General features: G+C 39.6%; 22 protein-coding genes and 1 tRNA gene. 9 read left to right on the top strand and 14 right to left on the bottom strand.

Features of this window, described 5'->3' with window-relative positions; all coding sequences use genetic code 11:
- The 7 genes from ACYQ3L_RS14640 to ACYQ3L_RS14610 form a co-directional block, all read right to left on the bottom strand.
- Entirely contained in the window at positions 1–948 is a 948-nt protein-coding gene (locus ACYQ3L_RS14640; protein WP_380001729.1) for a 3-oxoacyl-ACP synthase III family protein, read from the bottom strand.
- Positions 949–967: 19 nt separating this feature from the next.
- A complete protein-coding gene (locus ACYQ3L_RS14635) occupies positions 968–1,708 on the bottom strand; it encodes a lipopolysaccharide kinase InaA family protein (RefSeq protein WP_380001731.1) in 741 nt (246 codons plus the stop codon).
- Positions 1,705–2,139 (bottom strand): thioredoxin family protein, encoded by a 435-nt coding sequence (locus ACYQ3L_RS14630; protein WP_380001733.1) that lies wholly within the window; start codon positions 2,137–2,139, stop codon positions 1,705–1,707. Before ACYQ3L_RS14630 ends, ACYQ3L_RS14635 begins: the two co-directional genes overlap by 4 nt.
- Positions 2,140–2,232: 93 nt before the next feature.
- Positions 2,233–3,129, bottom strand: coding sequence for a phospholipase A (locus ACYQ3L_RS14625; protein WP_380001735.1), 897 nt, complete (start codon positions 3,127–3,129; stop codon positions 2,233–2,235).
- Between the two features lie 80 nt (positions 3,130–3,209).
- A complete protein-coding gene (locus ACYQ3L_RS14620; protein WP_380001737.1) occupies positions 3,210–3,512 on the bottom strand; it encodes a hypothetical protein in 303 nt (100 codons plus the stop codon).
- A gap of 103 nt (positions 3,513–3,615) precedes the next feature.
- Positions 3,616–4,230, bottom strand: coding sequence for a TetR/AcrR family transcriptional regulator (locus ACYQ3L_RS14615; protein ID WP_380001739.1), 615 nt, complete (start codon positions 4,228–4,230; stop codon positions 3,616–3,618).
- A 150-nt stretch (positions 4,231–4,380) separates the two neighbouring features.
- Complete coding sequence (locus ACYQ3L_RS14610; RefSeq protein ID WP_380001741.1) at positions 4,381–4,680, bottom strand: hypothetical protein; 300 nt, start codon at positions 4,678–4,680, stop codon at positions 4,381–4,383.
- A gap of 230 nt (positions 4,681–4,910) precedes the next feature.
- Between ACYQ3L_RS14610 and ACYQ3L_RS14605 the strand changes: the two genes are divergently transcribed.
- Positions 4,911–5,534 carry a ribonuclease H family protein gene (locus tag ACYQ3L_RS14605; RefSeq protein ID WP_296938480.1) on the top strand — a complete coding sequence of 208 codons (624 nt, stop codon included), beginning with the start codon at positions 4,911–4,913 and terminating at the stop codon, positions 5,532–5,534.
- 8 nt (positions 5,535–5,542) lie between these two features.
- Here the strand turns inward: ACYQ3L_RS14605 and ACYQ3L_RS14600 are convergent, their stop codons facing one another.
- Complete coding sequence (locus tag ACYQ3L_RS14600; protein WP_380001743.1) at positions 5,543–6,136, bottom strand: hypothetical protein; 594 nt, start codon at positions 6,134–6,136, stop codon at positions 5,543–5,545.
- Between the two features lie 544 nt (positions 6,137–6,680).
- Here ACYQ3L_RS14600 and ACYQ3L_RS14595 point away from each other — a divergent pair.
- The 5 genes from ACYQ3L_RS14595 to ACYQ3L_RS14575 all read left to right on the top strand — a co-directional run bounded on the left by ACYQ3L_RS14595 (position 6,681) and on the right by ACYQ3L_RS14575 (position 9,942).
- Positions 6,681–7,388: a helix-turn-helix domain-containing protein gene (locus tag ACYQ3L_RS14595; protein WP_459952434.1), complete on the top strand. Its 708-nt coding sequence runs from the start codon at positions 6,681–6,683 to the stop codon at positions 7,386–7,388.
- A 330-nt stretch (positions 7,389–7,718) separates the two neighbouring features.
- Positions 7,719–8,174, top strand: coding sequence for a DUF4494 domain-containing protein (locus ACYQ3L_RS14590; RefSeq protein ID WP_379998107.1), 456 nt, complete (start codon positions 7,719–7,721; stop codon positions 8,172–8,174).
- A gap of 10 nt (positions 8,175–8,184) precedes the next feature.
- A complete protein-coding gene (locus ACYQ3L_RS14585) occupies positions 8,185–8,853 on the top strand; it encodes a YggS family pyridoxal phosphate-dependent enzyme (protein WP_379998109.1) in 669 nt (222 codons plus the stop codon).
- A 17-nt stretch (positions 8,854–8,870) separates the two neighbouring features.
- Complete coding sequence (locus tag ACYQ3L_RS14580) at positions 8,871–9,812, top strand: hydrogen peroxide-inducible genes activator (RefSeq protein WP_379998111.1); 942 nt, start codon at positions 8,871–8,873, stop codon at positions 9,810–9,812.
- Positions 9,813–9,868: 56 nt separating this feature from the next.
- Positions 9,869–9,942, top strand: a tRNA-Ala gene (locus tag ACYQ3L_RS14575).
- Positions 9,943–9,990: 48 nt separating this feature from the next.
- On the opposite strand, the gene ACYQ3L_RS14570 is transcribed toward ACYQ3L_RS14575, so the two are convergent.
- The 3 genes from ACYQ3L_RS14570 to ACYQ3L_RS14560 all read right to left on the bottom strand — a co-directional run bounded on the left by ACYQ3L_RS14570 (position 9,991) and on the right by ACYQ3L_RS14560 (position 12,215).
- Positions 9,991–10,356 (bottom strand): hypothetical protein, encoded by a 366-nt coding sequence (locus ACYQ3L_RS14570; protein WP_379998113.1) that lies wholly within the window; start codon positions 10,354–10,356, stop codon positions 9,991–9,993.
- A gap of 12 nt (positions 10,357–10,368) precedes the next feature.
- Positions 10,369–10,998 (bottom strand): hypothetical protein, encoded by a 630-nt coding sequence (locus ACYQ3L_RS14565; protein ID WP_379998115.1) that lies wholly within the window; start codon positions 10,996–10,998, stop codon positions 10,369–10,371.
- A gap of 95 nt (positions 10,999–11,093) precedes the next feature.
- Complete coding sequence (locus ACYQ3L_RS14560) at positions 11,094–12,215, bottom strand: lipid II:glycine glycyltransferase FemX (RefSeq protein ID WP_379998117.1); 1,122 nt, start codon at positions 12,213–12,215, stop codon at positions 11,094–11,096.
- Positions 12,216–12,828: 613 nt separating this feature from the next.
- Here ACYQ3L_RS14560 and ACYQ3L_RS14555 point away from each other — a divergent pair.
- The gene (locus tag ACYQ3L_RS14555) at positions 12,829–13,605 is read left to right on the top strand and encodes a class I SAM-dependent methyltransferase (protein WP_379998118.1); all 777 of its coding nucleotides are present in this window, start codon (positions 12,829–12,831) and stop codon (positions 13,603–13,605) included.
- 2 nt (positions 13,606–13,607) lie between these two features.
- Positions 13,608–14,663: a ribosome small subunit-dependent GTPase A gene (gene rsgA / locus ACYQ3L_RS14550; protein WP_379998120.1), complete on the top strand. Its 1,056-nt coding sequence runs from the start codon at positions 13,608–13,610 to the stop codon at positions 14,661–14,663.
- 122 nt (positions 14,664–14,785) lie between these two features.
- Here rsgA and rbr read toward each other — a convergent pair whose 3' ends face one another.
- On the bottom strand, positions 14,786–15,364 hold the full coding sequence (gene rbr, locus ACYQ3L_RS14545) for a rubrerythrin (RefSeq protein ID WP_379998122.1): 579 nt from the start codon (positions 15,362–15,364) through the stop codon (positions 14,786–14,788).
- A gap of 249 nt (positions 15,365–15,613) precedes the next feature.
- On the opposite strand from rbr, the gene ACYQ3L_RS14540 reads away from it, so the two are divergent.
- Positions 15,614–17,317 carry a SulP family inorganic anion transporter gene (locus ACYQ3L_RS14540; protein WP_379998124.1) on the top strand — a complete coding sequence of 568 codons (1,704 nt, stop codon included), beginning with the start codon at positions 15,614–15,616 and terminating at the stop codon, positions 17,315–17,317.
- An 8-nt stretch (positions 17,318–17,325) separates the two neighbouring features.
- Here the strand turns inward: ACYQ3L_RS14540 and ACYQ3L_RS14535 are convergent, their stop codons facing one another.
- Both ACYQ3L_RS14535 and ACYQ3L_RS14530 read right to left on the bottom strand, forming a co-directional pair.
- Positions 17,326–18,177: a GNAT family N-acetyltransferase gene (locus ACYQ3L_RS14535; RefSeq protein WP_379998126.1), complete on the bottom strand. Its 852-nt coding sequence runs from the start codon at positions 18,175–18,177 to the stop codon at positions 17,326–17,328.
- Between the two features lie 551 nt (positions 18,178–18,728).
- The gene (locus tag ACYQ3L_RS14530) at positions 18,729–20,141 is read right to left on the bottom strand and encodes an efflux transporter outer membrane subunit (protein WP_379998128.1); all 1,413 of its coding nucleotides are present in this window, start codon (positions 20,139–20,141) and stop codon (positions 18,729–18,731) included.
- Positions 20,142–20,145: the final 4 nt, after the last annotated feature.

Genomic DNA, 20,145 nt, shown 5'->3' with positions numbered 1-20,145 from the left:
TTAAGGCATTGTTAATAAGCATGTACCAGCGGAATATCCTCCGCCAAAAACGGATATGCATATCAAGTCTCCGGACCGGAACCTGCCGGTATTCTGTGCATATACCAATAAGGCGCTGGCCGAACCTGTGTTGCCTAATTCTTCTATATTGGATAATATTATATCAGTGCTCAAATCGAGCTGCTTGGTTACATTCTTCAATATTCTCATATTGGCCTGATGGCCTATAAAATAAGACAGCCTGTCGAGAGTATATCCGCTGTTCTCTACGATCTCTCTCGTATTTTGAGATATATAATTGCAAGCATACAGGAACACATCTTTCCCGTATGGCATTTGCAGTCCGCCATTGCCGGGTGTGAGAAAAACGCTCTGCGGTCCCAACCCTACGTGTCCCAACCCCTGAGTTGTTATATCAATGACATGAGGATCATTTCCGGTCTGTGCAGTGTCTGAGAAGAAATAGGCGACAGCCCCGTCTCCCCATAGATGGCCTGACATACAATCGGTATCATCCGAATATGTCGAATTCCGGTCGGCACATATCAACAAGGCCTTACTTGCTATTTCGGAAGAGAAAAACGAGTATATGATTTCCATGGCGTTGATCGCAGAAGAACAGGCCGAAGATATGTGAAATACTTTGGCGCCGGATATATTGTATTCCCGTTGTATGTAATGCCCGGCCGTGGCAATTGTATCTGACGGTGTATATGAAGCAAATATGATCAAATCCACATCGTTGATATTGTAAGGCAGTTTGGGCAAAGCATTACTTACCGCTTCAGCACACATATAGTTCATCGTTTCTTTTTCGGTAGCTCTTGAACGTGAGCGTATGCCGGTTCTTTGCAAAATCCAGTCACTGCTAAGACCATTCATTTCCGTAAAATAGTCATTGGTAACTCTTGTGGGAGGGATATAGTACCCGGTTGCGTTAATATACATATTCTATATATTTAAATTCTCAATATTGGTTTTCACATTCGGGATGACGCAATAGATATTTCTTCCAAAAACGCCGGTTATACTGATGTATTAGTTTTTGGCATATTTTTTCATCATATTTACGGATTTTTGAATATTCTTCACCAATATAATTCAATGTATTATCATTGGCTTTGATCCGTCTGAAGCTTTTACAGCTATCCAGTAAACTGATGTATCCGAACGACATCCGGTTGAGGTCTACCAGATAAAACTGATAGCCATCTTTGGTAGTTTTATACAAGATATTTCCCGGTGAATAATCTTTATGAAGTATTCCTCTTTTATGTATTTCGGCTGTAAACGTCGTAAAAGCCTGTATTAATTCCTTGCTTTCTTTCTCCGTCTGCCTGTATACTTCTCTCATTGTACCTTCTACATTTTCGTGGATGGAGATATAGTATGACTCGGACAACAGCCTGTTTTTACAAATATCGATATACGCGATAGGCTCAGGGGTGTTAACCCCTTTATCCAGAACAGATATCGCATTATTAAAAGATCTTTCGGCCTTGGACTTCCTGATGTATTTATATACAAAGCGGTTGATTAGAATAGGCCTTTTAAACGATTTTACATTTATAGAGAAACCATTTATCCGGAACAGCTTGATCGTATTACGCGCATCATATACCAATTCTCCTTGCCGGGAAAAAATTTCAGGGATCGAACCTACAAATTCCGAGAGTCCGCTATATTTGGGATTGATACATACTTTCATTTTATAACTCTGTTGTAAATTATTTTTAAATTAGATTCAGGAATAACTCCCAAAATCCTCTCAGCTTCTTTTCCGTCTTTGTATATCAGTACACTCGGGACACCGGATATACGATATTTTGCTTCCAGAGCGTAGAATTGGGCAATATTTACTTTATAATAATTAATCTTTTCATTATCATCTGCAGGTAATTGGTTGAGATTATATTCCATTTTGTCACACAAATCTGAATTTTCTTTATAAAAAAGGACAAAACCGGTACCGGAACGGATCGCTTCATCAAAGGTTTTATCATTCAGTTCTACAAACCGGCTATCTTCAATTTTATCAGGAATACTGTTTACCGCCCAGGTTCCTATAATATTAGTAACTATACTTAATGCAATAAGCATTAGCCCGAAATGCCATGTCTGAAGTTTAAAAGTTTTCATTACTGTTTAGTTTAGTAAAAAAAGTTTTTAATGCTGTGCTTGGAAACCAAAGCTGTCAGCCATAGATATTTTTCAGAAGAAGCAATTCTAAACCTAAAAGATGCTGTAAAAATCAGGTTTAATGCATATTCCCAACCGGATATTCATTGAATATTTATCATAATCCAGCAGACTTTCACCATATCCATGAAAGAAACGTGCAAACAGGTACTGGTTGGCTTTCTCTGAAATCCTGAAACTTGCCGTGAGCGTTGTATTCACATTGCCAAAACCTCTTTTGGGGTTTAATTCAGCGGACAACCACCATTTGTGCTTATCGCTTATATAGTTTATCGACAAGTAACCGATACCTCTGTAATCGATCAAATCCTTGTTGTTACCCCCGTCTACATAAGGTATCCAAAATTCGCCGGACAGATTGAAGCGTGCATTGAAATAATACTTCATAGATATGCTCAGGTAATTCCAACTACGCGAATCTTCCCCGTCGCGCCCGTTCGATTCATGTTTAAGCTGGGCAAACATAGCCCCCACCAGCTTTTTATCATGAAATATGTATTTACCCAAACCTAATCCCGGGTTATAATTAGTATCCCTGAAAGGACTGGATTCGGCATATATATCCCAAAATGATTTTTGTGTATATGTCAGGTAAGCGAATGTTTTGAACGGAAGCACGCTCTTAGTCAGCCGCTGCCTGATGCTGATCTGAAAGCTGGCATCGGCCGAGGTGTTTGTAATTTCCTCATTCAACGGTATTCCGGTTACAAAGTATGTATCTTTATACACTGCAAACGACGGCATTCTGTCAGCCATTCTTATAGCTTCAGCCTCCGATATCTCAAAGTGTCTGGGCCTGAATATATTCGGGTCCCGCATAGCTATATTGTATTGTTCCCTGATACTGTCATCGGCGTACAGCAGATCGTCCTGAGCAGATATAGAGACAGAAATTGTTGCTAATAAAATAAATAAATAGACCTTTCGCATAAGTTAAAAAATCAGCTAAATGATCCCTCACTTTTAATTTACTGAATACTTGTTACTATTAATCGAAGATAATAGGCAGGCTAGCCGAAGATAAATTGACTGATAAACCTGTCGTTTGGTATATCTTCTTTACATTTTGTTTTGATCCCTATTTCATTCAGAATTTTTTTCAGATCGGAGTTAATTGTATCCGCATACACAAGACTGACCTTTTTGATAGCCATAAGTAACGAAAAATAGTTATTCCCGGTACTTTCCAGCGTTATACATTCAACACCCTTTACGTTTTCATCTTCCAATTCAAACAGGTTTACAGTAGTATTTCCTTGAATCCCTATACTTAATGCCCCTTTTTGAGTGAGGACAGCTATTATTTTTTTCATAAAATCGTTGTTTGAATTATGAACAATTGTTCATTTAGTTATATAAAACAAAAGCTTGTCTTTGTTATGTTAATGAACGATAGTTCACTCCCAAATAAAAAAATTAAACTTTAATCAAACAGTATAGATAATCCATCACTTCCTTTCTCCTTTCCATATCTTTCACCACATTTGTCACAAACTGGGATTCGTCACAAGCTTGATCCGAAGTCTCTTTTACTCCGGTATTGTTGAAGAGGATACACATTATCTCAACATCTATATCGGCCCTCACTTCTTTGATCTCTATGCTTTTAAGCAAGGCATTCCGCCAATTATCGAGCAGGCGGGCATAGATAAACCTGAAGCGGTTGACAAAATCCGGGTAATGCTTGGCAGCCTGTATTATCAAAGCTGTATAATTCAGAAAAACCGTATGCGTAACGCCTGCCCTCATAAATGCATTCGTTACAATTTTCTGACGTCTGTGCATAGCTTCAATTAATTCGGGCACCGTGATATCTCCTTTGATACCATTAAGCATTTTATCAAATATTTTGAAAAAATATTCGTCAATGACAGCAAAAAACAGTTCTTCCTTATTTTTAAAGTACCTGTACATAGCTCCGCGAGACATGCCCAATTCCTCTTGCAGAACAGAAATTGATGCACTATCATATCCTTTGTTCATAAAAACATCGAAAGCTCGTCTTAATATGTATTCCCTGCTATATTTCATTAATCAAACATTTTAAATACGTGAACAATCGTTCACAATGCAAAATTGCGACATAAAATTTGATTGCGCACTATTTTTAATGTTAAAAAATATTTTTAATCAGCATCAAATACAACTATTTCCGATAGGATTTAAACAAGCGCTTAGTAATCAGGTGTTAAATTTCCATATCTTTTCTTCTCCATCAAATGTTACGCCAAATAGAGCAGGTGAAGGCAACCGCAGATAACTAAACTGCATATCCAATGCTATTTTAGCTCCGGAAAGCTTTTCCACTCTGGCATTCCACTCAAGTACCTTATCATACAATTCATTTGTTTTCGCCATATCAGACCGGGAGATCGCATTATTAAGCTTCTCCACGAGATTGCTTATTTCCAGTTCTTCAAATTTGGCTGCGAGCTCATTGTATTTCTCCATGTAGCGTTTTGACAAATCTTCGGTATCCATTGGTGTTTTATTTAGATTGTTAAATAAGAATAGCTCATGTGTCTATTCCGGCATACTGTTACTTTTTTCTTATATTGAAATAACATTTCAATGAGATATTAAGTTTAGGGCTGAGTCAGAATAAATCAAACGTAATGCTCTTTAAAGATTCTATTATTTCGTATTTTCCGGCTTTCTTCGTTAATTTGCATCCGAAACCAATGGTTGTTTTACTAAGTAGAATATAATTAGTGGCAAAGAAGAATTTTTATGTGGTGTGGAATGGAGTGACTCCGGGAGTGTATTCGTCATGGAATGAGGCAAAAGCTCAGATTGAAGGGTACGAAGGGGCTATATATAAATCTTTTCCTACCAAAGAAGAGGCAGAGAAAGCCTATAACGACAATCCATGGTTGTATATCGGAAAGAATGCTGAAAAAAAGAAGATCTCCATTCACAATATTCCCGAAATAATAAAAAACAGCTTATCTGTAGATGCCGCTTGTAGCGGAAATCCGGGTTTACTGGAATACAGGGGGGTATATGTGCAGACCGGAGAACAGGTGTTCCATCAGGGACCGTTTGAGAAAGGCACCAATAATATAGGTGAATTCCTGGCCCTGGTACATGGATTGGCTTTGCTAAAACAAAAGAAATTTAAAATCCCTATCTATTCGGATAGTGCTAATGCTATAAAATGGGTAAAAGAGAAAAAATGTAAGACAAAATTGGAAAGACTTCCCGAAAATGAGTCTCTGTTCTATATGATAGAACGTGCTGAAAAATGGCTCCGGGACAATACATATACTACTCAGATAATAAAATGGAAAACGGACGAATGGGGGGAAATCCCTGCCGATTTCGGACGAAAATGAATCCGAAGTTAACTGTTCCACGGATTTACCGACATTAAAAACCTCCATCGGTCTGCATCATACTTATACAGGTAATATTTTCCATAAGCACATCCGTACCCGCATGTGTAAACTTTGTAAATGATAACATACTCCTTGTTCCGGGAAAATAGAGGAACAGAATAATAATTCACATCCGCATAATCCTTTTTATCGGCCGGAAGCATTTTCTTGCCTGACATGCCCTTTTGCCAGACAGAATCTTTGATAGATACAAATTGTTCGTAAAAATAGTCTTTGTCGGCCTGTGCAAATAATGTATCCAGACCGGAAGATTTTTTGAACAGGTATTTATTGTCGGGTTCAAGATGACTGATATCGTATTCACCGATATATTTACTGATAAAGTTGGCTGTATCCCAAGGCAGTATTTTCACGGATACTTTTTTGTTATTTTTAAGGAATTTAATCTCGGATTTTTTATCATTATTGGTCATCCAGTTCAGGAAGGCATAAATCTCCTCATCGGAAATAACAGTACTGTAAGTATGTGTTTGTGCCTGTACAATGCCGGATTGCACAAAGAATATGGTAAAGAAAACAAGTAGCCCCCTGAACAGCATATCTATTTTGAGTTTGGTTCAAAGATAATAAAAAAAATAAAATCCGAATGACTTTAAATTATGGCCATACAACAATAGGAATAGCGTATATCATATGGTCGTCAACATTTTATCCACAAACGACAGCTGACAGGTTCACTGCTTATTAAAGTATTTATATTAGCAGAAAAAGGAACACAAGCAATCTCTGATTGCGCGTAGTAGAAAACAATCCAACGTTTTTATACAGCAATAATAATATCACTATGAATTCATATTATCAAAATCCCAATCATTTATCTATACGTAAAAGCTGCTAGCCATCAGCTTTTATAAATAGTATATTAACAAACAATATCCTTTTTGTAGCCTCCCCTATGGGGTAGGGCTGTTAAGTTCTGATAAATGATGAATACAAAGAGAATTATTACACTGAGTTTCTCTGAGAAGACACTGAGATGCACTGAGAGAATATACCTCAGTGTTCCTCAGTGTAACAAAAAACTGAGAGAACTTAACAGTCCGGCCCTGTGGGGAGGACGGAAGGGGCAAAACCTTTAACATTATGAAATATAACGACAAAACCGCAGTACGTATCGTGGAAATGATAGAACAAGACCTTCACGGAGTATCTGAAATATGTAAGATACTCCGGATCAGCCGCCAGACTTTCTATGACTGGAAAAAGAACAGGCCCGGATTTAAGGAAGAAGTCGAAGAAGCGTTTATCCGCAGGGAAGAGGCGCTGGTAGCCAATGCCCGCATAGGATTGAAACAATTACTCGAAGGCTACATACAGAAAAAAGAGAAGATCACCTATGTCCCGGATAAAGACAACCCTGCGGAAGATGTGGTGAAATGCCGTGTAGTGGAAAAGAAATTCTGCCCGCCGAGTATCCGTGCGATAAAGTACGTACTCGACCATGAGGAAAGGAGGAAAGAGCAGTTGCAGTTGGAAAGCAGGGAAAAACGCCCGTTGATCATCGAGGTACAGGACGAGGAAACCAGGCGGCAACTGATGATATTAAAGGAGAACGGCTTCCGTCCGGGCGGCTTGCTCGATCCGGAGGTTGTGGCGGCCGTGGATAAGGAGCTGGAGGAGGAAGGCAAAGTGAAAAGTGAAGAACGGAAAATGAAAATTGAGCAGGCAGACAAACAGGATAAAGCACAGGAACAGCCGCCTGTTGTGGAACCGCCTGCCGCTCCGGTAGAAAAACCTAAGCCGAATCTTTACCCGTTTCTGCCACCGGGATATACATCGAGAACGGATTGAGTTGAAAGTTGAAAAGCAGTGAGTCGAAAATATGGAAATAGTGCAAAAGTTGTCAAGTTTGTCAAGTTTTAACAGGGAGTAAGTTTCAAATAAATAAGTATTGGGTTACTTATGCTATAACTACAGCTAGCGGCTAAAAACCAATTACGATATATAGTAAATTAAACAGACAGCCAACGGAGATTATACCCATATATAAAAAGAATGCGAATTATAACAATATTTAAATCAATTAAATAGAGAACTTTTATTGTATGATAGATTTTATAAATTAAATTTGTTAAATTTGCAACGACAAATTATAGATTTTAATAATAACAATACATTTATATGCACAATTGGTTTGAATGTAAGGTAAGTTACGAAAAAATGCTGGAAAACGGTATGCAGAAAAAAGTTACCGAACCTTATCTAGTCGATGCCATGTCTTTTACTGAGGCAGAAGCACGTATTATAGAAGAAATAAAGCCTTATATAACAGGGGAATTTACTATCACGGATATTAAGCGGGCTAAATTGTCGGAATTGTTTTTCAATGACAATGGTGACCGTTTTTTTAAAGCCAAAGTTATGTTTATCTCTCTGGATGAAAAAAGTGGCACGGAGAAAAAAACAGCAGTGAACATGCTGGCCCAGGCTTCGGATCTGAAAGAGGCATTGAAAGTTGTGGAAAAAGGGATGGAAGGCACTTTGGCCGATTATGCCATAGCCTCTCTGAGCGAAACCATGATAATGGATGTATTCCCTTATTCTGAAGATCAGAAGAAGAAAGTAATTCTTGTCTAAAAAATACCGAATGGGCATTTCCGAAAATATACATAGTATAAAAGGCCGCTTGCCGGCAAATGTAAAACTGGTGGCAGTATCTAAATTTCACCCTGTGGATGCTATCAGGGTGGCGTATAATGCCGGTCAGCATATTTTCGGAGAAAGCCGGATGCAGGAAATAAGCCAAAAGCATTCCTTGCTGCCTCAGGATATAGAATGGCATTTCATAGGGCATTTACAGACGAATAAAGTAAAGTCGATTATACCTTATACACATACAATACACAGTGTTGACAGTTGGAAATTGCTTGCCGAAATAGAGAAGTCCGCAGCCCGTATAGGAAAAAGGATTTGTTGTTTGCTGGAGATCCATATAGCGCAAGAAGATGCCAAGTACGGATTTACTTTTGACGAGTGCCGCAGTTTCCTGTCTGCAAACCAGTGGAAAGACTGTAAATTTGCTTATCTTGGAGGAGTAATGGGTATGGCTTCCAACGTCGAAGAGGAATCGCAGGTCAGAAAAGAATTTAAAAGTCTGAAACTATTCTTCGATGAAATAAAAAATGACTATTTTGCAGAGGATGATTGCTTCTCTGAAATATCAATGGGTATGTCGGGAGACTATATGATAGCAGTCGAAGAGGGGTCTACAATGATACGGGTAGGCTCGTCTATTTTTGGAGAACGCGAATATTAACACAAAATATAAAGAAAATGAATATACAGCAACTGGAATATATTATAGCAGTGGATAATCACCGCCACTTTGCTAAAGCAGCAGAGTCTTCATTTGTTACCCAGCCTACGCTGAGTATGATGATTCAGAAGTTGGAAGATGAGTTGGGTGTAAAGATATTCGACCGCAGCCAACTGCCGGTTCAGCCTACGGTAATAGGCACGCAAATCATCAATCAGGCCAGGGTGATCGTTTCGCAGGTGAAGCAGATCAAAGAAATTATCCAGGAAGAGAAAGGCGTGGTGCAGGGTGTATTCAAACTGGGTATTATCCCTACCATTGCTCCATATCTGTTGCCAAAACTGATGCAGGTGCACGACCAGAATGGTTATGACATTGTGTTGGTAATAGAAGAAACCACTACGGCTCAGATAATCGAAAAGCTGCTCAATGGTGCCTTGGATGGCGCTATACTGGCTACTCCGCTTAAAAACGAAAAGATCACGGAGCATCCGATTTATTATGAACGGTTCTATGCTTATGTTTCGCCTCGTGAAACATCATTGTATGCAAAGAAAGAACTGGAGGAGGAAGATTTGAATATCAACCGCCTGTGGCTGCTCGAAGAAGTACATTGTTTCCGCGGTCAGATATTGCGTATATGTAATATGCGCAAACGTAAGAGCTCTCATTCACTCTTCTCATACGAAGCGGGAAGCATCAGCACCCTGATCAATATCGTGGATAATAACAGCGGGCTGACTATAATCCCTGAAATGGCCATAGAGGAACTGAACGAAAAGCAAAGACGTAATGTACGCCCGTTAAAAGGGGTGTCGCCTGTTCGTGAGGTGAGTCTTGTTACCCGTAAGGAATTTTTACGCGAACGGGTACTCGACATTATTATCTCCGAGATAAAACAGTCTGTACCTCAGCCGTTATTGAACCTTGAACTGAAAAAGTTTGTAGTGGATATCTAAGATTTTCTGTAAAAGTATGATCGGATAACAAAAAATATTATCTTTGTATCCGAATTGGGGGATTAGCTCATCTGGCTAGAGCGCAACGCTGGCAGTGTTGAGGTGATCGGTTCGAGTCCGATATTCTCCACAGAAGATTAAGTCCCTGCATTGGAAAATGTGGGGATTTTTTCAATGTTTATTTCCAAAAAGAATAACTCTTTATAAAAGAATTATCAAAGTCGGATAATAAGCCTACGACTAAACCGACTCCTCCATCACAGATAATTTCGAAATTATTTTTTTTATCTGAAACTTTAAAACTAGTAGTCCATTCATCTTTTTTCTGTTTCGTTAAAACTATGTCAGCGTTATTGAAATCTAAATTGCCTGAAAAGGACTCGCATGATACACAATTGATACATAATACAGTTTCCAAATTTTCTTTTTCTAATTTTAATAGAAATTTTCGGTGAGATAGGCTGTATGCAAATGCCTGAAAATCCGCACCTTTATATTTTTCAAGATATAAATCAGTTTCTTTCGCCGAGATATAATTAATCATATAAGGTCTTTTTTAATTGTCTATAAATTGATCTAACCAATTATCCCTTTCTTCAACAACTCCTAAATATTTATGATATCTAAATCCTGAGGTTTTTTCATTTGCAGATTGTTCTGCCAATATAGCATACTTTTTAGCTTGTTCTAAATTTTCATTTTGTTTATTTATTATCGATAAAAATGAATAAACTTTATATTTCTCAATAGGAAAAGCTAAATCTGATAATTTTGACTTTAATATATTTTCAACAGTATTGTATAAATTTATTTGACCTGTTTTTATTATTAATTCAGAATAATTTAAATATGCCTTTGTTATGACATTCGGAAAAATTTTCTCGAAATCAAGAGCCTGTTTATAATAATCGATTGCCTTAGTAAAGTGTTTATGAAACTTGTAAATGTCTCCTAAAGCATAGAAGGAAAGCCCCCTATCGAGTTTATTCTCAGGATAATCTTTCAAAATCTTATTGAGGAGCATTTCAGCTACTTTCAACAGATTTTCTTGTTGCGTCTCTATGAATGTTATAGCTTGAATTCTTAGATATTGAGCCCTATTATACTCTCTTGCCCTTCCAAGCCTCTGGAAGAAATCTTCTTCATCTTCTCTTGTCCATGTTGTTTTTCTATACCAATCAGACATATTCATTACAAAATTAAAATCTTCTGCAAAGTTAAGAATCTTCTCATAAAACCCTCACAAAAAGAATTTGATACTTTATCCCTACCAGCTTTCTACTATGATAAATAATACCCCTGCGCATTCATTTCGCTTATCTGGAGGTATTTATAATTCTCCTCATCCAATAAGTAATCCCAACATCCTAAATGGTGGAACAGTTCCCCGCCAAATCCTGTTTTAAACTGATATAGCCCGTACATTGGATGTGACCTGTCCGGGCCGGGGGAGACTCCAAACATGTCATACTCCCTACAGTCATTCGCCTTAGCTATCCTTACAGCTTCCCATTGTAAGGCATAAGCCGGCATATAGTTCCGTTTACGTGAAGAGGAAGCCCCGTAGAGATAGGTCCCCCGGTGTCCCGACATCACCAGAAATATAGCAGCCAAGGGCTCACCTTCATGTTCGGCTATTAGTAACTCTACATGAGCGGGTGAAGATGTATCATCTGCACGGGCTGTAAGGACAGACACAAAATACTCGATATCATTTATGAAAAGCCCGTTACGTAATGCCGTTTCTTTGTATAGTTCGTACCAGATGGATATTTTATCCATGCCGGCCCGGCAGACACGTACACCTTTCTTTTCGGCTAACCGTATATTATAGCGGGTCTTAGGTTTCATCTGCATCAATATATCTTCTTCGGAAAGAGATAAGTCCAAAAAAACCGTTGTAGAAGGCAGGATATCAGAATTACTCTTACGGAGATTCCACTCTATTGTATTATAATTTAAATTGAATTCCTGAAACTTCTTGTCCGGAGGCCCCGTCCACAAGCCCGCTTCGTCAAAATAACTATCATCGCACCAATGCGACTGCCAGTTGAGGTCGTAACGGATAGCGATGCAACTCTTCGGTAAATATGAACGCATAACTTCCGATAATTCTTCCAGAAAACGTCCCTGATACTCCTCAGAGGGCTCTATTTCGGGGCCATAAGGCACATATGCTATGCTGTATTGCGAACCGAGGGGCTTTTGCAAGACCAGCAAGTCTGCGTCGGTATAGGAATGTCCTCCTACATTGGTATATATATCGCGGTTCTTTACTTTAAAATCAAAGGCTTTGGTCCCCAATCCCTGATGAGCTTTTACTTCCGACCAAAAGGCAGTTTGCTGTACAATGGGCGTATTGTTAATATCCCGTGTAGCTTTTTCTGATATATCGATAGTCATAATTTTACAAAATAGCCGCAAAGATAGCCAATATAAAAAGGATAAACAATCTAAGTATCGGTATCTTCCTGTATTTAACGATTAGTGAACCACTACTTTGTGAACTCCCTAAAAGTAATACCTGCTTGGCTTCGCCGATTTTACCTTGCTTACTCTTTGGTGATTGATAATCCAATTCGAATTTTTACGAACCTGTATCTCGAGCCTTATTGCTTGTAACTTTAAACATCATTTCAAAGAACTAACCGTTTTATATTATAGATAAATGATTTGGAATTTGATAATAATATCAATCCGGAGTGCTTGTTTATTTTGTTATAGGACTAAATTCTTGAGAGACAAATCAAAGAAAGATCAACCTTCAAAATGAGATTTTGTGTGTCCCATTTTAAACTGATCAAAATATTCTGTATCTTTGCCGCATGACAAAAACTTTTAAAGCGGATTTGGTGTAATAAACAATCTGTGTTTCTGATACAGATTGTCCTTTCGTTTACTCTCGGATAACTCCTTTCGAGGGTATTTTCCTGTTATTATAATTTTAGTTTTTTACCTGTGTACAGAGGTGAAAGCATTGCTATGCTTCTCTGTGTATGCACAATATATTAAAACAATGAGTAACGAAAATATTACAACTATTCACGAATTCGATTTTAATTTAATCTGTGAATTCTTTTTAAATACAGAACGACAAGGGCCCGGAAGTCCGGGGATAACCCTTAAAGCATTGAGTTTTATAGATAACCTTACCGACACATCGCTTATTGCCGACGTCGGCTGCGGAACAGGTGGCCAGACCATGGTGTTAGCCGGACATGCACCGGGGCATATTACCGGTTTCGATCTTTTCCCGGCATTTATTGACAGGTTTAATTATAATGCCGGAAAGCTGGGTCTTCAGGATAGAGTGAAAGGTATTGTCCGTTCGATGGACGATCTTCCTTTTCAAAATGAAGAGCTAGACCTGATCTGGTGTGAAGGAGCAATTTATAACATCGGTTTTGAACGGGGACTGAACGAATGGCGTAAATTTCTGAAAGCAGGAGGATATATTGCCGTTTCGGAAGGCTCATGGTTTACGGAGAAACGTCCGGCGGAAATTGAGAATTACTGTATGCCTCATTTTCCGGAGATGGATACTATTTCTAATAAAATAGCCCGTATACAGGAAGCGGGGTATGTACCCGTCGCTACATTTATTCTGCCTGAGACTTGCTGGACAGAGCATTATTTTACGCCATTGATTAAGGCTCAGGAGATGTTTCTTGATAAATATGCAGGAAATAAGATCGCCGGAGAATTTGTTGAATTCCAACGTTACGATGCGGAAATATACCGCAAGTATAAAGAATTCTACGGCTATGTATTCTACATCGCGAAAAAGATATGACAATGATTAATTTGAATAATTATGGTTGGAACGATAAGTTAAACCAATTAAAACAGGAATCAATACATAAAGTCTTGTCTCACGGACGAGTAGCAGTTGTACATCGTACATGCTACGAAATTATTACCGAAAGCGGACTACTGCAATGTGAGCTAACGGGAAATATGATGTATGGGAAATCGGACTTTGAATTGCCTTCTGTGGGTGATTGGGTTGTTTTTCAACCATTTGATGAAAGTAAAGGAATTATCGTGGATTTACTGCCGCGCGAACGGATGTTGTATCGCAAGAAAAGTGGAGCAGTTGCAGAGAAACAGGCTATTGCTTCTTATGTAGATAAGGCATTTATTGTGCAAAGCCTTGATGATAATTTCAATGTCCGCAGAGCCGAACGTTTTGTGGTTCAGATATTGGAAGCGGATATCAAACCTGTATTGGTACTCAATAAAGCCGATTTGGGCTTTGACAGACAGGAAATAGATAAAGCAATCAAACATATTGCCCGCCAGATGCCGGTGTTCATAACAAGTGTACATCATCCCAAAACGATTCGCCAGTTACAGGAATCCATATCGGAAGGTGAAACAGTAGTGTTTGTAGGTTCTTCGGGTGTCGGCAAAAGTTCTCTGGTGAATGCCCTCTGTGGGAAGCCGGAATTACTTACATCCGGTATCAGCTTGTCCACGGGAAAAGGACGGCATACTTCGACCCGCCGGGAAATGGTATTGATGGACGGTTCAGGTGTTTTAATTGATACCCCGGGTGTCCGGGAATTTGGATTGGCTGTTGATAATCCCGGCTCACTCGCGGAAATGCTCGAAATTTCCGACTATGCGGCATTATGCCGTTTCAAGGATTGTGCACATATAAGGGAACCCGGTTGCGCGGTACTGGAAGCAGTGGATAATGGCATATTAGACTATAAAGTTTATGAAAGCTATTTGAAACTCCGGCGCGAAGCGTGGCACTTCTCGGTATCGGAGCATGAAAAACGTAAAAGGGATAAATCCTTTTCAAAACTCGTAGAGGAAGTGAAGAAACTCAAATCGGATTTCTAACCTCTATTTAAGTAATGCGGGTATTCCTTATTGGAATACCCGCATTTTTTATCTGCAAAATGAGATATAAAAAAGCCGGGGCTTATAATCTGCCACTAACCGCTTTTTACTACATTTCTTACTTAAAAGTTCCATTTCAATGGTTCGAAGTATGCCTGAGGATGTAAACATGCCGGGCAGGTCTTAGGAGCCATTTTGCTCTTGATAACGAATCCGCAATTGCGGCATTGCCAGTCGATAGCCTCTTCACGGGTAAATACACCGTTGCTTTCCACGCGTGCAAGAAGAGCTTTATAACGGTCTTCATGGATGTTTTCTACTTTAGCTATCATGCGGTACATTACGGCTATTTCTTTGAAGCCTTCCTTTTCTGCTATTTCAGCAAATGCAGGGTAATCGACAGCCCACTCTTCATGTTCTCCGGCTGCAGCTTCTATCAGGTTTTCGGCAGTTGTTCCTATCTTTCCGGCGGGATACATTGCGGTGATCTCTACCATACCGCCTTCCAAGAACTTAAACATACGTTTTGCATGTTCCTTTTCCTGATCTGCTGTTTCAAGAAATATAGCCGCAATTTGTTCCAGTCCTTCTTTTTTCGCCTGGCTGGCAAACATTGTGTAACGCATTCTGGCTTGAGATTCTCCCGCAAATGATTTTAACAGGCACTTTTCGGTCTCTGTACCTTTGATACTTTTTTCCATAACTTTTTGATAGTTTAAATTGATAGTTTTTACAAAATTAATAATTATTATCAATCAAAAGAAATGAAACCAAATCATTTTGTAACTTTGCGCTCTTAAAAATGTGTAATCAATAACCTGTTTCGAATAAGTAAATTAGACGCATTCTAAACTAGTTTGGCCTATATTTTGATAAACGGTTATTTATTAGTATCTTGTATGTTTGCGAGCCGATTACTAATGTAAGTTAATAGTGTTTTTTGTTTTGATATGAAAAAAGATCTTCTCAAAGATTTCACGCCCCAGTTATTTATTTCACTGAAGACGTACGATAAAGGAAAATTCATAAATGACCTCATGGCAGGTCTTATTGTTGGTATTGTTGCCCTACCTCTGGCTCTGGCATTTGGTATTGCGTCGGGTGTAACTCCTGAACAAGGTATAATCACGGCTATTATTGCCGGGTTTGTCATCTCCTTTCTGGGAGGCAGCCGCGTGCAGATAGGAGGGCCGACGGGCGCTTTTATCGTTATTGTCTATGGAGTGGTACAGACGCACGGAATAAAGGGATTACTCATAGCTACTATTATCGCGGGAGTCATTCTGGTTTTACTGGGTATTTTCAAACTGGGGAAGATAATCAAGTTCATCCCTTACCCTATCATAGTCGGTTTTACCAGTGGTATTGCCGTCACCATTTTTACGACGCAGATTGCCGATATCTTCGGACTCAACTTCGGCGGGGAGAAAGCTCCCGGGGATTTTATCGGTAAATGGATTATATACATTAAGCACTTCGATACCATCAACTGGTGGAACACAGCAGTAAGTATAGGCAGTATCCTGATTATTGTACTTACGCCACGCATTGTAAAGAAGGTACCGGGTTCACTTGTAGCCATTATCCTCGTTACGGCCATCGTCTATTTCATGAAAACGTATTTCGGTATCAATGCTATAGATACTATTGGCGACCGCTTCAGAATAAATGCGGAGTTGCCCGATGCTGCTATCCCTGATATTAATATGGCGGCGATAACCGATTTGCTTCCTGTAGCTATAACGATTGCCTTGCTCGGCGCTATTGAATCGCTATTGTCGGCTACAGTGGCCGACGGTGTGATAGGTGGGGAGAAGCATAATTCCAATACGGAACTGATAGCACAAGGAGTGGCAAATATCATTACTCCTTTGTTTGGAGGTATTCCGGCTACGGGAGCCATTGCCCGCACCATGACGAATATCAATAACGGGGGACGGACACCGGTGGCGGGTATAATCCATGCCGTTGTCTTATTGCTTATTTTACTCCTGTTGATGCCTCTGGCCCAATATATACCGATGGCCTGCCTTGCCGGAGTATTGGTCATTGTGTCATATAATATGAGTGAATGGCGTACATTCAAAGCTCTTCTGAGAAACCAGAAATCGGATGTCGCCGTATTGCTTATCACATTTTTCCTGACGGTAATATTCGACCTGACCATTGCTATCGAAGTGGGTTTATTACTGGCTGTGGTACTCTTTATGAGACGGATCAACGAGGTAACTCATGTTTCTGTGATAAAGAACGAACTGGATTTAACGGATGAAAGCGAATTTACCCAGGATGAAGAGATACTCACCTTGCCCGACGGCGTAGAGGTCTATGAGATCGACGGTCCTTTCTTCTTCGGCATTGCCAACAAGTTTGAGGAAAGCATGCGTGTAATTGGAGATAAATCGAAGATACGCATTATACGGATGCGCAAAGTTCCGTTTATCGATTCCACAGGGCTGCATAACCTGGAAAGCCTCTGTCAGAAGTCAATGAAGGATGGCATACAGGTTATTTTGTCGGGCGTAAGGCCGAAAGTACACGCCATGATAGAGACTTCAGGCATACCAGCTATGATAGGAGAGGTGAATATATGCGATAACATTAATATTGCAATAGCCCGTGCGAACGTGATTCTCAGTGAGGCGGCGGGGTAGAGGGCTGTCTATATCCCTCTTATCATTTCATACTGCATTCCTGTAATCCCTATATTCTTTGATTTCAGAAACGCTGTAATGGAACTACAGGAAATATCTGTATTTATAACCTTTACAGCATCGTTCTTATTTAGCCCGGTCATTTCCCTGAGTAACAGCGATGCTACTCCTTTCCGTCTGTATTGCTTATCAACCGATATCTGGGTGATATCTCCCGAAATGGGTTCGAATACGCAATATCCGGCCAATTTATTTTCGATAAATGCGCCCAGGCTCACAAAATCCTCGGTTACTCTGCTGATGGACCCAAAGCTATTTTGCCATGATGGATAAAAGTCCCAAAAATTCGGAAGGAAGTTAAAATCCCCGATATTGATTTGTTTTATCGAACAGGATATGCCGGAGGTTTTTATTTCATTATTGATCTTCTCATTACTTTGTCTGAAATAATTGAACTCCCGGCTTATTTCGAACCCTGTATTTTTATAAACAGACACAGCATTTGTATTATGTTGTAACACTTCGAGCAAATATTGTTTGATATTCTGTTCTCTCAGGTAAGGAATCGAGTATTCAAAGATTTTTGTAGCCAAACCCTTTCCCCTGTATGCTTTCAATGTACCTGTACCTGTATCGTAGGCTGTTGCAATCCCGTTGAAATTTCCTGTTCCATTAAGCGTAAAAGCTACGATTTCATTTCCTTCAAATGCAGCAAAAGACAAACTGGGATTGAAACCGCGCCTTTTTATCATGGTTTGGAGTTGTTCCTTGTCCAGTTGGATTTCATAATCGGCAAAAGCCTGATTAAAAGCCCGGAATATTGTATCAAAGTCTGTTTCAATAAGGGATTTTATTTCCATTTCGCCATCTCTTTATTATTTCACTTCTAATATAGTTGATTTTTCTCACTTTAGTGAAAACTATTTATTTCTATCTGGATAACCGCATCACATATTTCCGGGAATCTGAAACTTGACAAACTTGACACTTTTCAGTGAACAGTAAACAGTCATCAACCCGTAACTTGTAACTGCCCGAAGGGCGCAGTAACCTGTAACTATTTCAAAAAAGTAACAAACGTAACGGATTTTTCCACCTTTGTGCCCTTTGTGATTTCTTTTTGTGTACTTAATGATTAAAAACTCCTTACCACAAAGGGCACAAAGGTCTACACAAAGGACACTGTCTGAAAATCTGACAAACCTGACACAAACTAACGACTTTTTCTTATTTTTCTCCTGTCGACTTTTTACTTATTACTTAAAACTTTTCAAAGAGCGATAAGCTAACAGCTAAAGATTATCAGCTATATACATAGATAAAGTATTTCCAAAAAGATGAAATAAAAGAAAGAGGATATTCCCCGGTGGAAATATCCTCTTTCATAAATAAGAATGTTATCAGATTGTTGTTACTCGATACCTCCTCCAAGTGCTCTGTAAAGATTTACAGATGCCTGCAGTTGTTCAAGTTTATCGCTTACCTGTCCAAGTTGTGCCTGTAGCAAACTTTGTTCAGCTTGTAATACTTCTGTATAATTGGCTTCACCGGCTTTCAGTAACTGCTGGGTATCACCTACGGCAAGGGAAAGAGCATCTACTTGTTTAGCACGGTCCTCATTCTTGCGGAGTGAGGTTTCGTATGTAAACATAATGTTCGATACTTCCTGACTTGCGGTCAATACTGTTTGTTCGAAAGTAAGTAATGCTTCTTCCTGTTGAGCCTTTGCTATCTTATATTGCCCTCTCAGCTGATTACCGGCAAATATAGGCTGGGTAAGCCCTCCTACGATATTAGCCAGAATGTTTGTCGGTTTAAAGAACTGCGAAAGCGTATTGGATGCAAATCCAACAGTAGAAGTGCCTAATGTCAAAGACGGATACAGAGAGCGCTGAGCTACATTTCTCATTTCGAATGCATATCTGAATCCCATTTCGGCTTGCAATACATCCGGGCGTTTTGCCAGCATCTGTGCAGGGATACCTGCTTGTAGTCCGGCAGGAACCGCCTGGTTGTCGATGGACGTCCTTGTAATGGGTCCCGGTTTGCGTCCTAATAACAGGCTAAGTGAATTCTCCAGCTGATTGATTTGCATTTGCAGATCCGGTACGCTGACCTGTGTACTGTAGAGCAAAGCCTCACTTTGCTTTACACCGGCACGATTGAGGAGCCCGGCCTGCATCATGGCCTGCATTGTTGCAGTACTTTCCTTTAGCAATTCAATAGTTTCCAATGTAATCTTCAACTGCTCGTCGAGTGCCAGCAGCGAGTAATAGGTGGTAGCTATATTGGCAACCAGGGATGTCTGAATTAGATTACGGTAAGCATGCGTGCTAACGAGGTTGGCATACTGGGCTTTTGTTTTGCTGTTCAGTTTACCCCAGATGTCAGCTTCCCATTGTACTACAAAGCCTAAACCCCATTGGTCGCCGCCATTATATCCGAGTACCCTTTCCTTGCCATTGCTGATACTTTTTTGAGTATGTGTAACCTGAGCACCTAAAGCAACAGTAGGGAAATATGCCGATTTGGCGATATATAGTCCGGCTTCGGCCTGTTGGATGCGGTTATATGCCAGGCGCAGGTCATAGTTGTTGGTAAGGCCTTCATCTATCAATGCCTGAAGAGCCGGGTCGCTGAAATATTCCCGCCAGGGTATATTTGCTATAGTAGTAGTATCCGTTGGATTTTCATCTCTGAACATCCCTGAAGCATCTACTTCCGGAGATTTATATTTGTTGGAATTCAAAACTCCGCAGGATGTGAATCCCATTGAGAGTATTACTCCCAACAGAACCGCACCTTTTATTTGTTTACTTATCATAATG

The sequence above is a fragment of the Dysgonomonas termitidis genome, from assembly GCF_054657735.1.
The sequence above is the reverse complement of the archived record's forward strand: the minus strand, read 5'-3'. Positions and strand labels throughout refer to the sequence as shown.

What these genes read in the sequence shown, in the direction of transcription:
- ACYQ3L_RS14580 (WP_379998111.1), top strand. Translation starts at nt 8,871, where the DNA reads ATGAATATACAGCAACTGGAATATATTATAGCAGTGGATAATCACCGC.
- ACYQ3L_RS14565 (WP_379998115.1), bottom strand. Translation starts at nt 10,998, where the DNA reads ATGTCTGATTGGTATAGAAAAACAACATGGACAAGAGAAGATGAAGAA.
- rbr (WP_379998122.1), bottom strand. Translation starts at nt 15,364, where the DNA reads ATGGAAAAAAGTATCAAAGGTACAGAGACCGAAAAGTGCCTGTTAAAA.
- ACYQ3L_RS14600 (WP_380001743.1), bottom strand. Translation starts at nt 6,136, where the DNA reads ATGCTGTTCAGGGGGCTACTTGTTTTCTTTACCATATTCTTTGTGCAA.
- ACYQ3L_RS14625 (WP_380001735.1), bottom strand. Translation starts at nt 3,129, where the DNA reads ATGCGAAAGGTCTATTTATTTATTTTATTAGCAACAATTTCTGTCTCT.
- ACYQ3L_RS14530 (WP_379998128.1), bottom strand. Translation starts at nt 20,141, where the DNA reads ATGATAAGTAAACAAATAAAAGGTGCGGTTCTGTTGGGAGTAATACTC.
- ACYQ3L_RS14585 (WP_379998109.1), top strand. Translation starts at nt 8,185, where the DNA reads ATGGGCATTTCCGAAAATATACATAGTATAAAAGGCCGCTTGCCGGCA.
- ACYQ3L_RS14555 (WP_379998118.1), top strand. Translation starts at nt 12,829, where the DNA reads ATGAGTAACGAAAATATTACAACTATTCACGAATTCGATTTTAATTTA.
- ACYQ3L_RS14560 (WP_379998117.1), bottom strand. Translation starts at nt 12,215, where the DNA reads ATGACTATCGATATATCAGAAAAAGCTACACGGGATATTAACAATACG.
- ACYQ3L_RS14540 (WP_379998124.1), top strand. Translation starts at nt 15,614, where the DNA reads ATGAAAAAAGATCTTCTCAAAGATTTCACGCCCCAGTTATTTATTTCA.
- ACYQ3L_RS14635 (WP_380001731.1), bottom strand. Translation starts at nt 1,708, where the DNA reads ATGAAAGTATGTATCAATCCCAAATATAGCGGACTCTCGGAATTTGTA.
- ACYQ3L_RS14640 (WP_380001729.1), bottom strand. Translation starts at nt 948, where the DNA reads ATGTATATTAACGCAACCGGGTACTATATCCCTCCCACAAGAGTTACC.
- ACYQ3L_RS14615 (WP_380001739.1), bottom strand. Translation starts at nt 4,230, where the DNA reads ATGAAATATAGCAGGGAATACATATTAAGACGAGCTTTCGATGTTTTT.
- ACYQ3L_RS14590 (WP_379998107.1), top strand. Translation starts at nt 7,719, where the DNA reads ATGCACAATTGGTTTGAATGTAAGGTAAGTTACGAAAAAATGCTGGAA.
- ACYQ3L_RS14610 (WP_380001741.1), bottom strand. Translation starts at nt 4,680, where the DNA reads ATGGATACCGAAGATTTGTCAAAACGCTACATGGAGAAATACAATGAG.
- ACYQ3L_RS14535 (WP_379998126.1), bottom strand. Translation starts at nt 18,177, where the DNA reads ATGGAAATAAAATCCCTTATTGAAACAGACTTTGATACAATATTCCGG.
- ACYQ3L_RS14570 (WP_379998113.1), bottom strand. Translation starts at nt 10,356, where the DNA reads ATGATTAATTATATCTCGGCGAAAGAAACTGATTTATATCTTGAAAAA.
- rsgA (WP_379998120.1), top strand. Translation starts at nt 13,608, where the DNA reads ATGATTAATTTGAATAATTATGGTTGGAACGATAAGTTAAACCAATTA.
- ACYQ3L_RS14595 (WP_459952434.1), top strand. Translation starts at nt 6,681, where the DNA reads ATGAAATATAACGACAAAACCGCAGTACGTATCGTGGAAATGATAGAA.
- ACYQ3L_RS14620 (WP_380001737.1), bottom strand. Translation starts at nt 3,512, where the DNA reads ATGAAAAAAATAATAGCTGTCCTCACTCAAAAAGGGGCATTAAGTATA.
- ACYQ3L_RS14630 (WP_380001733.1), bottom strand. Translation starts at nt 2,139, where the DNA reads ATGAAAACTTTTAAACTTCAGACATGGCATTTCGGGCTAATGCTTATT.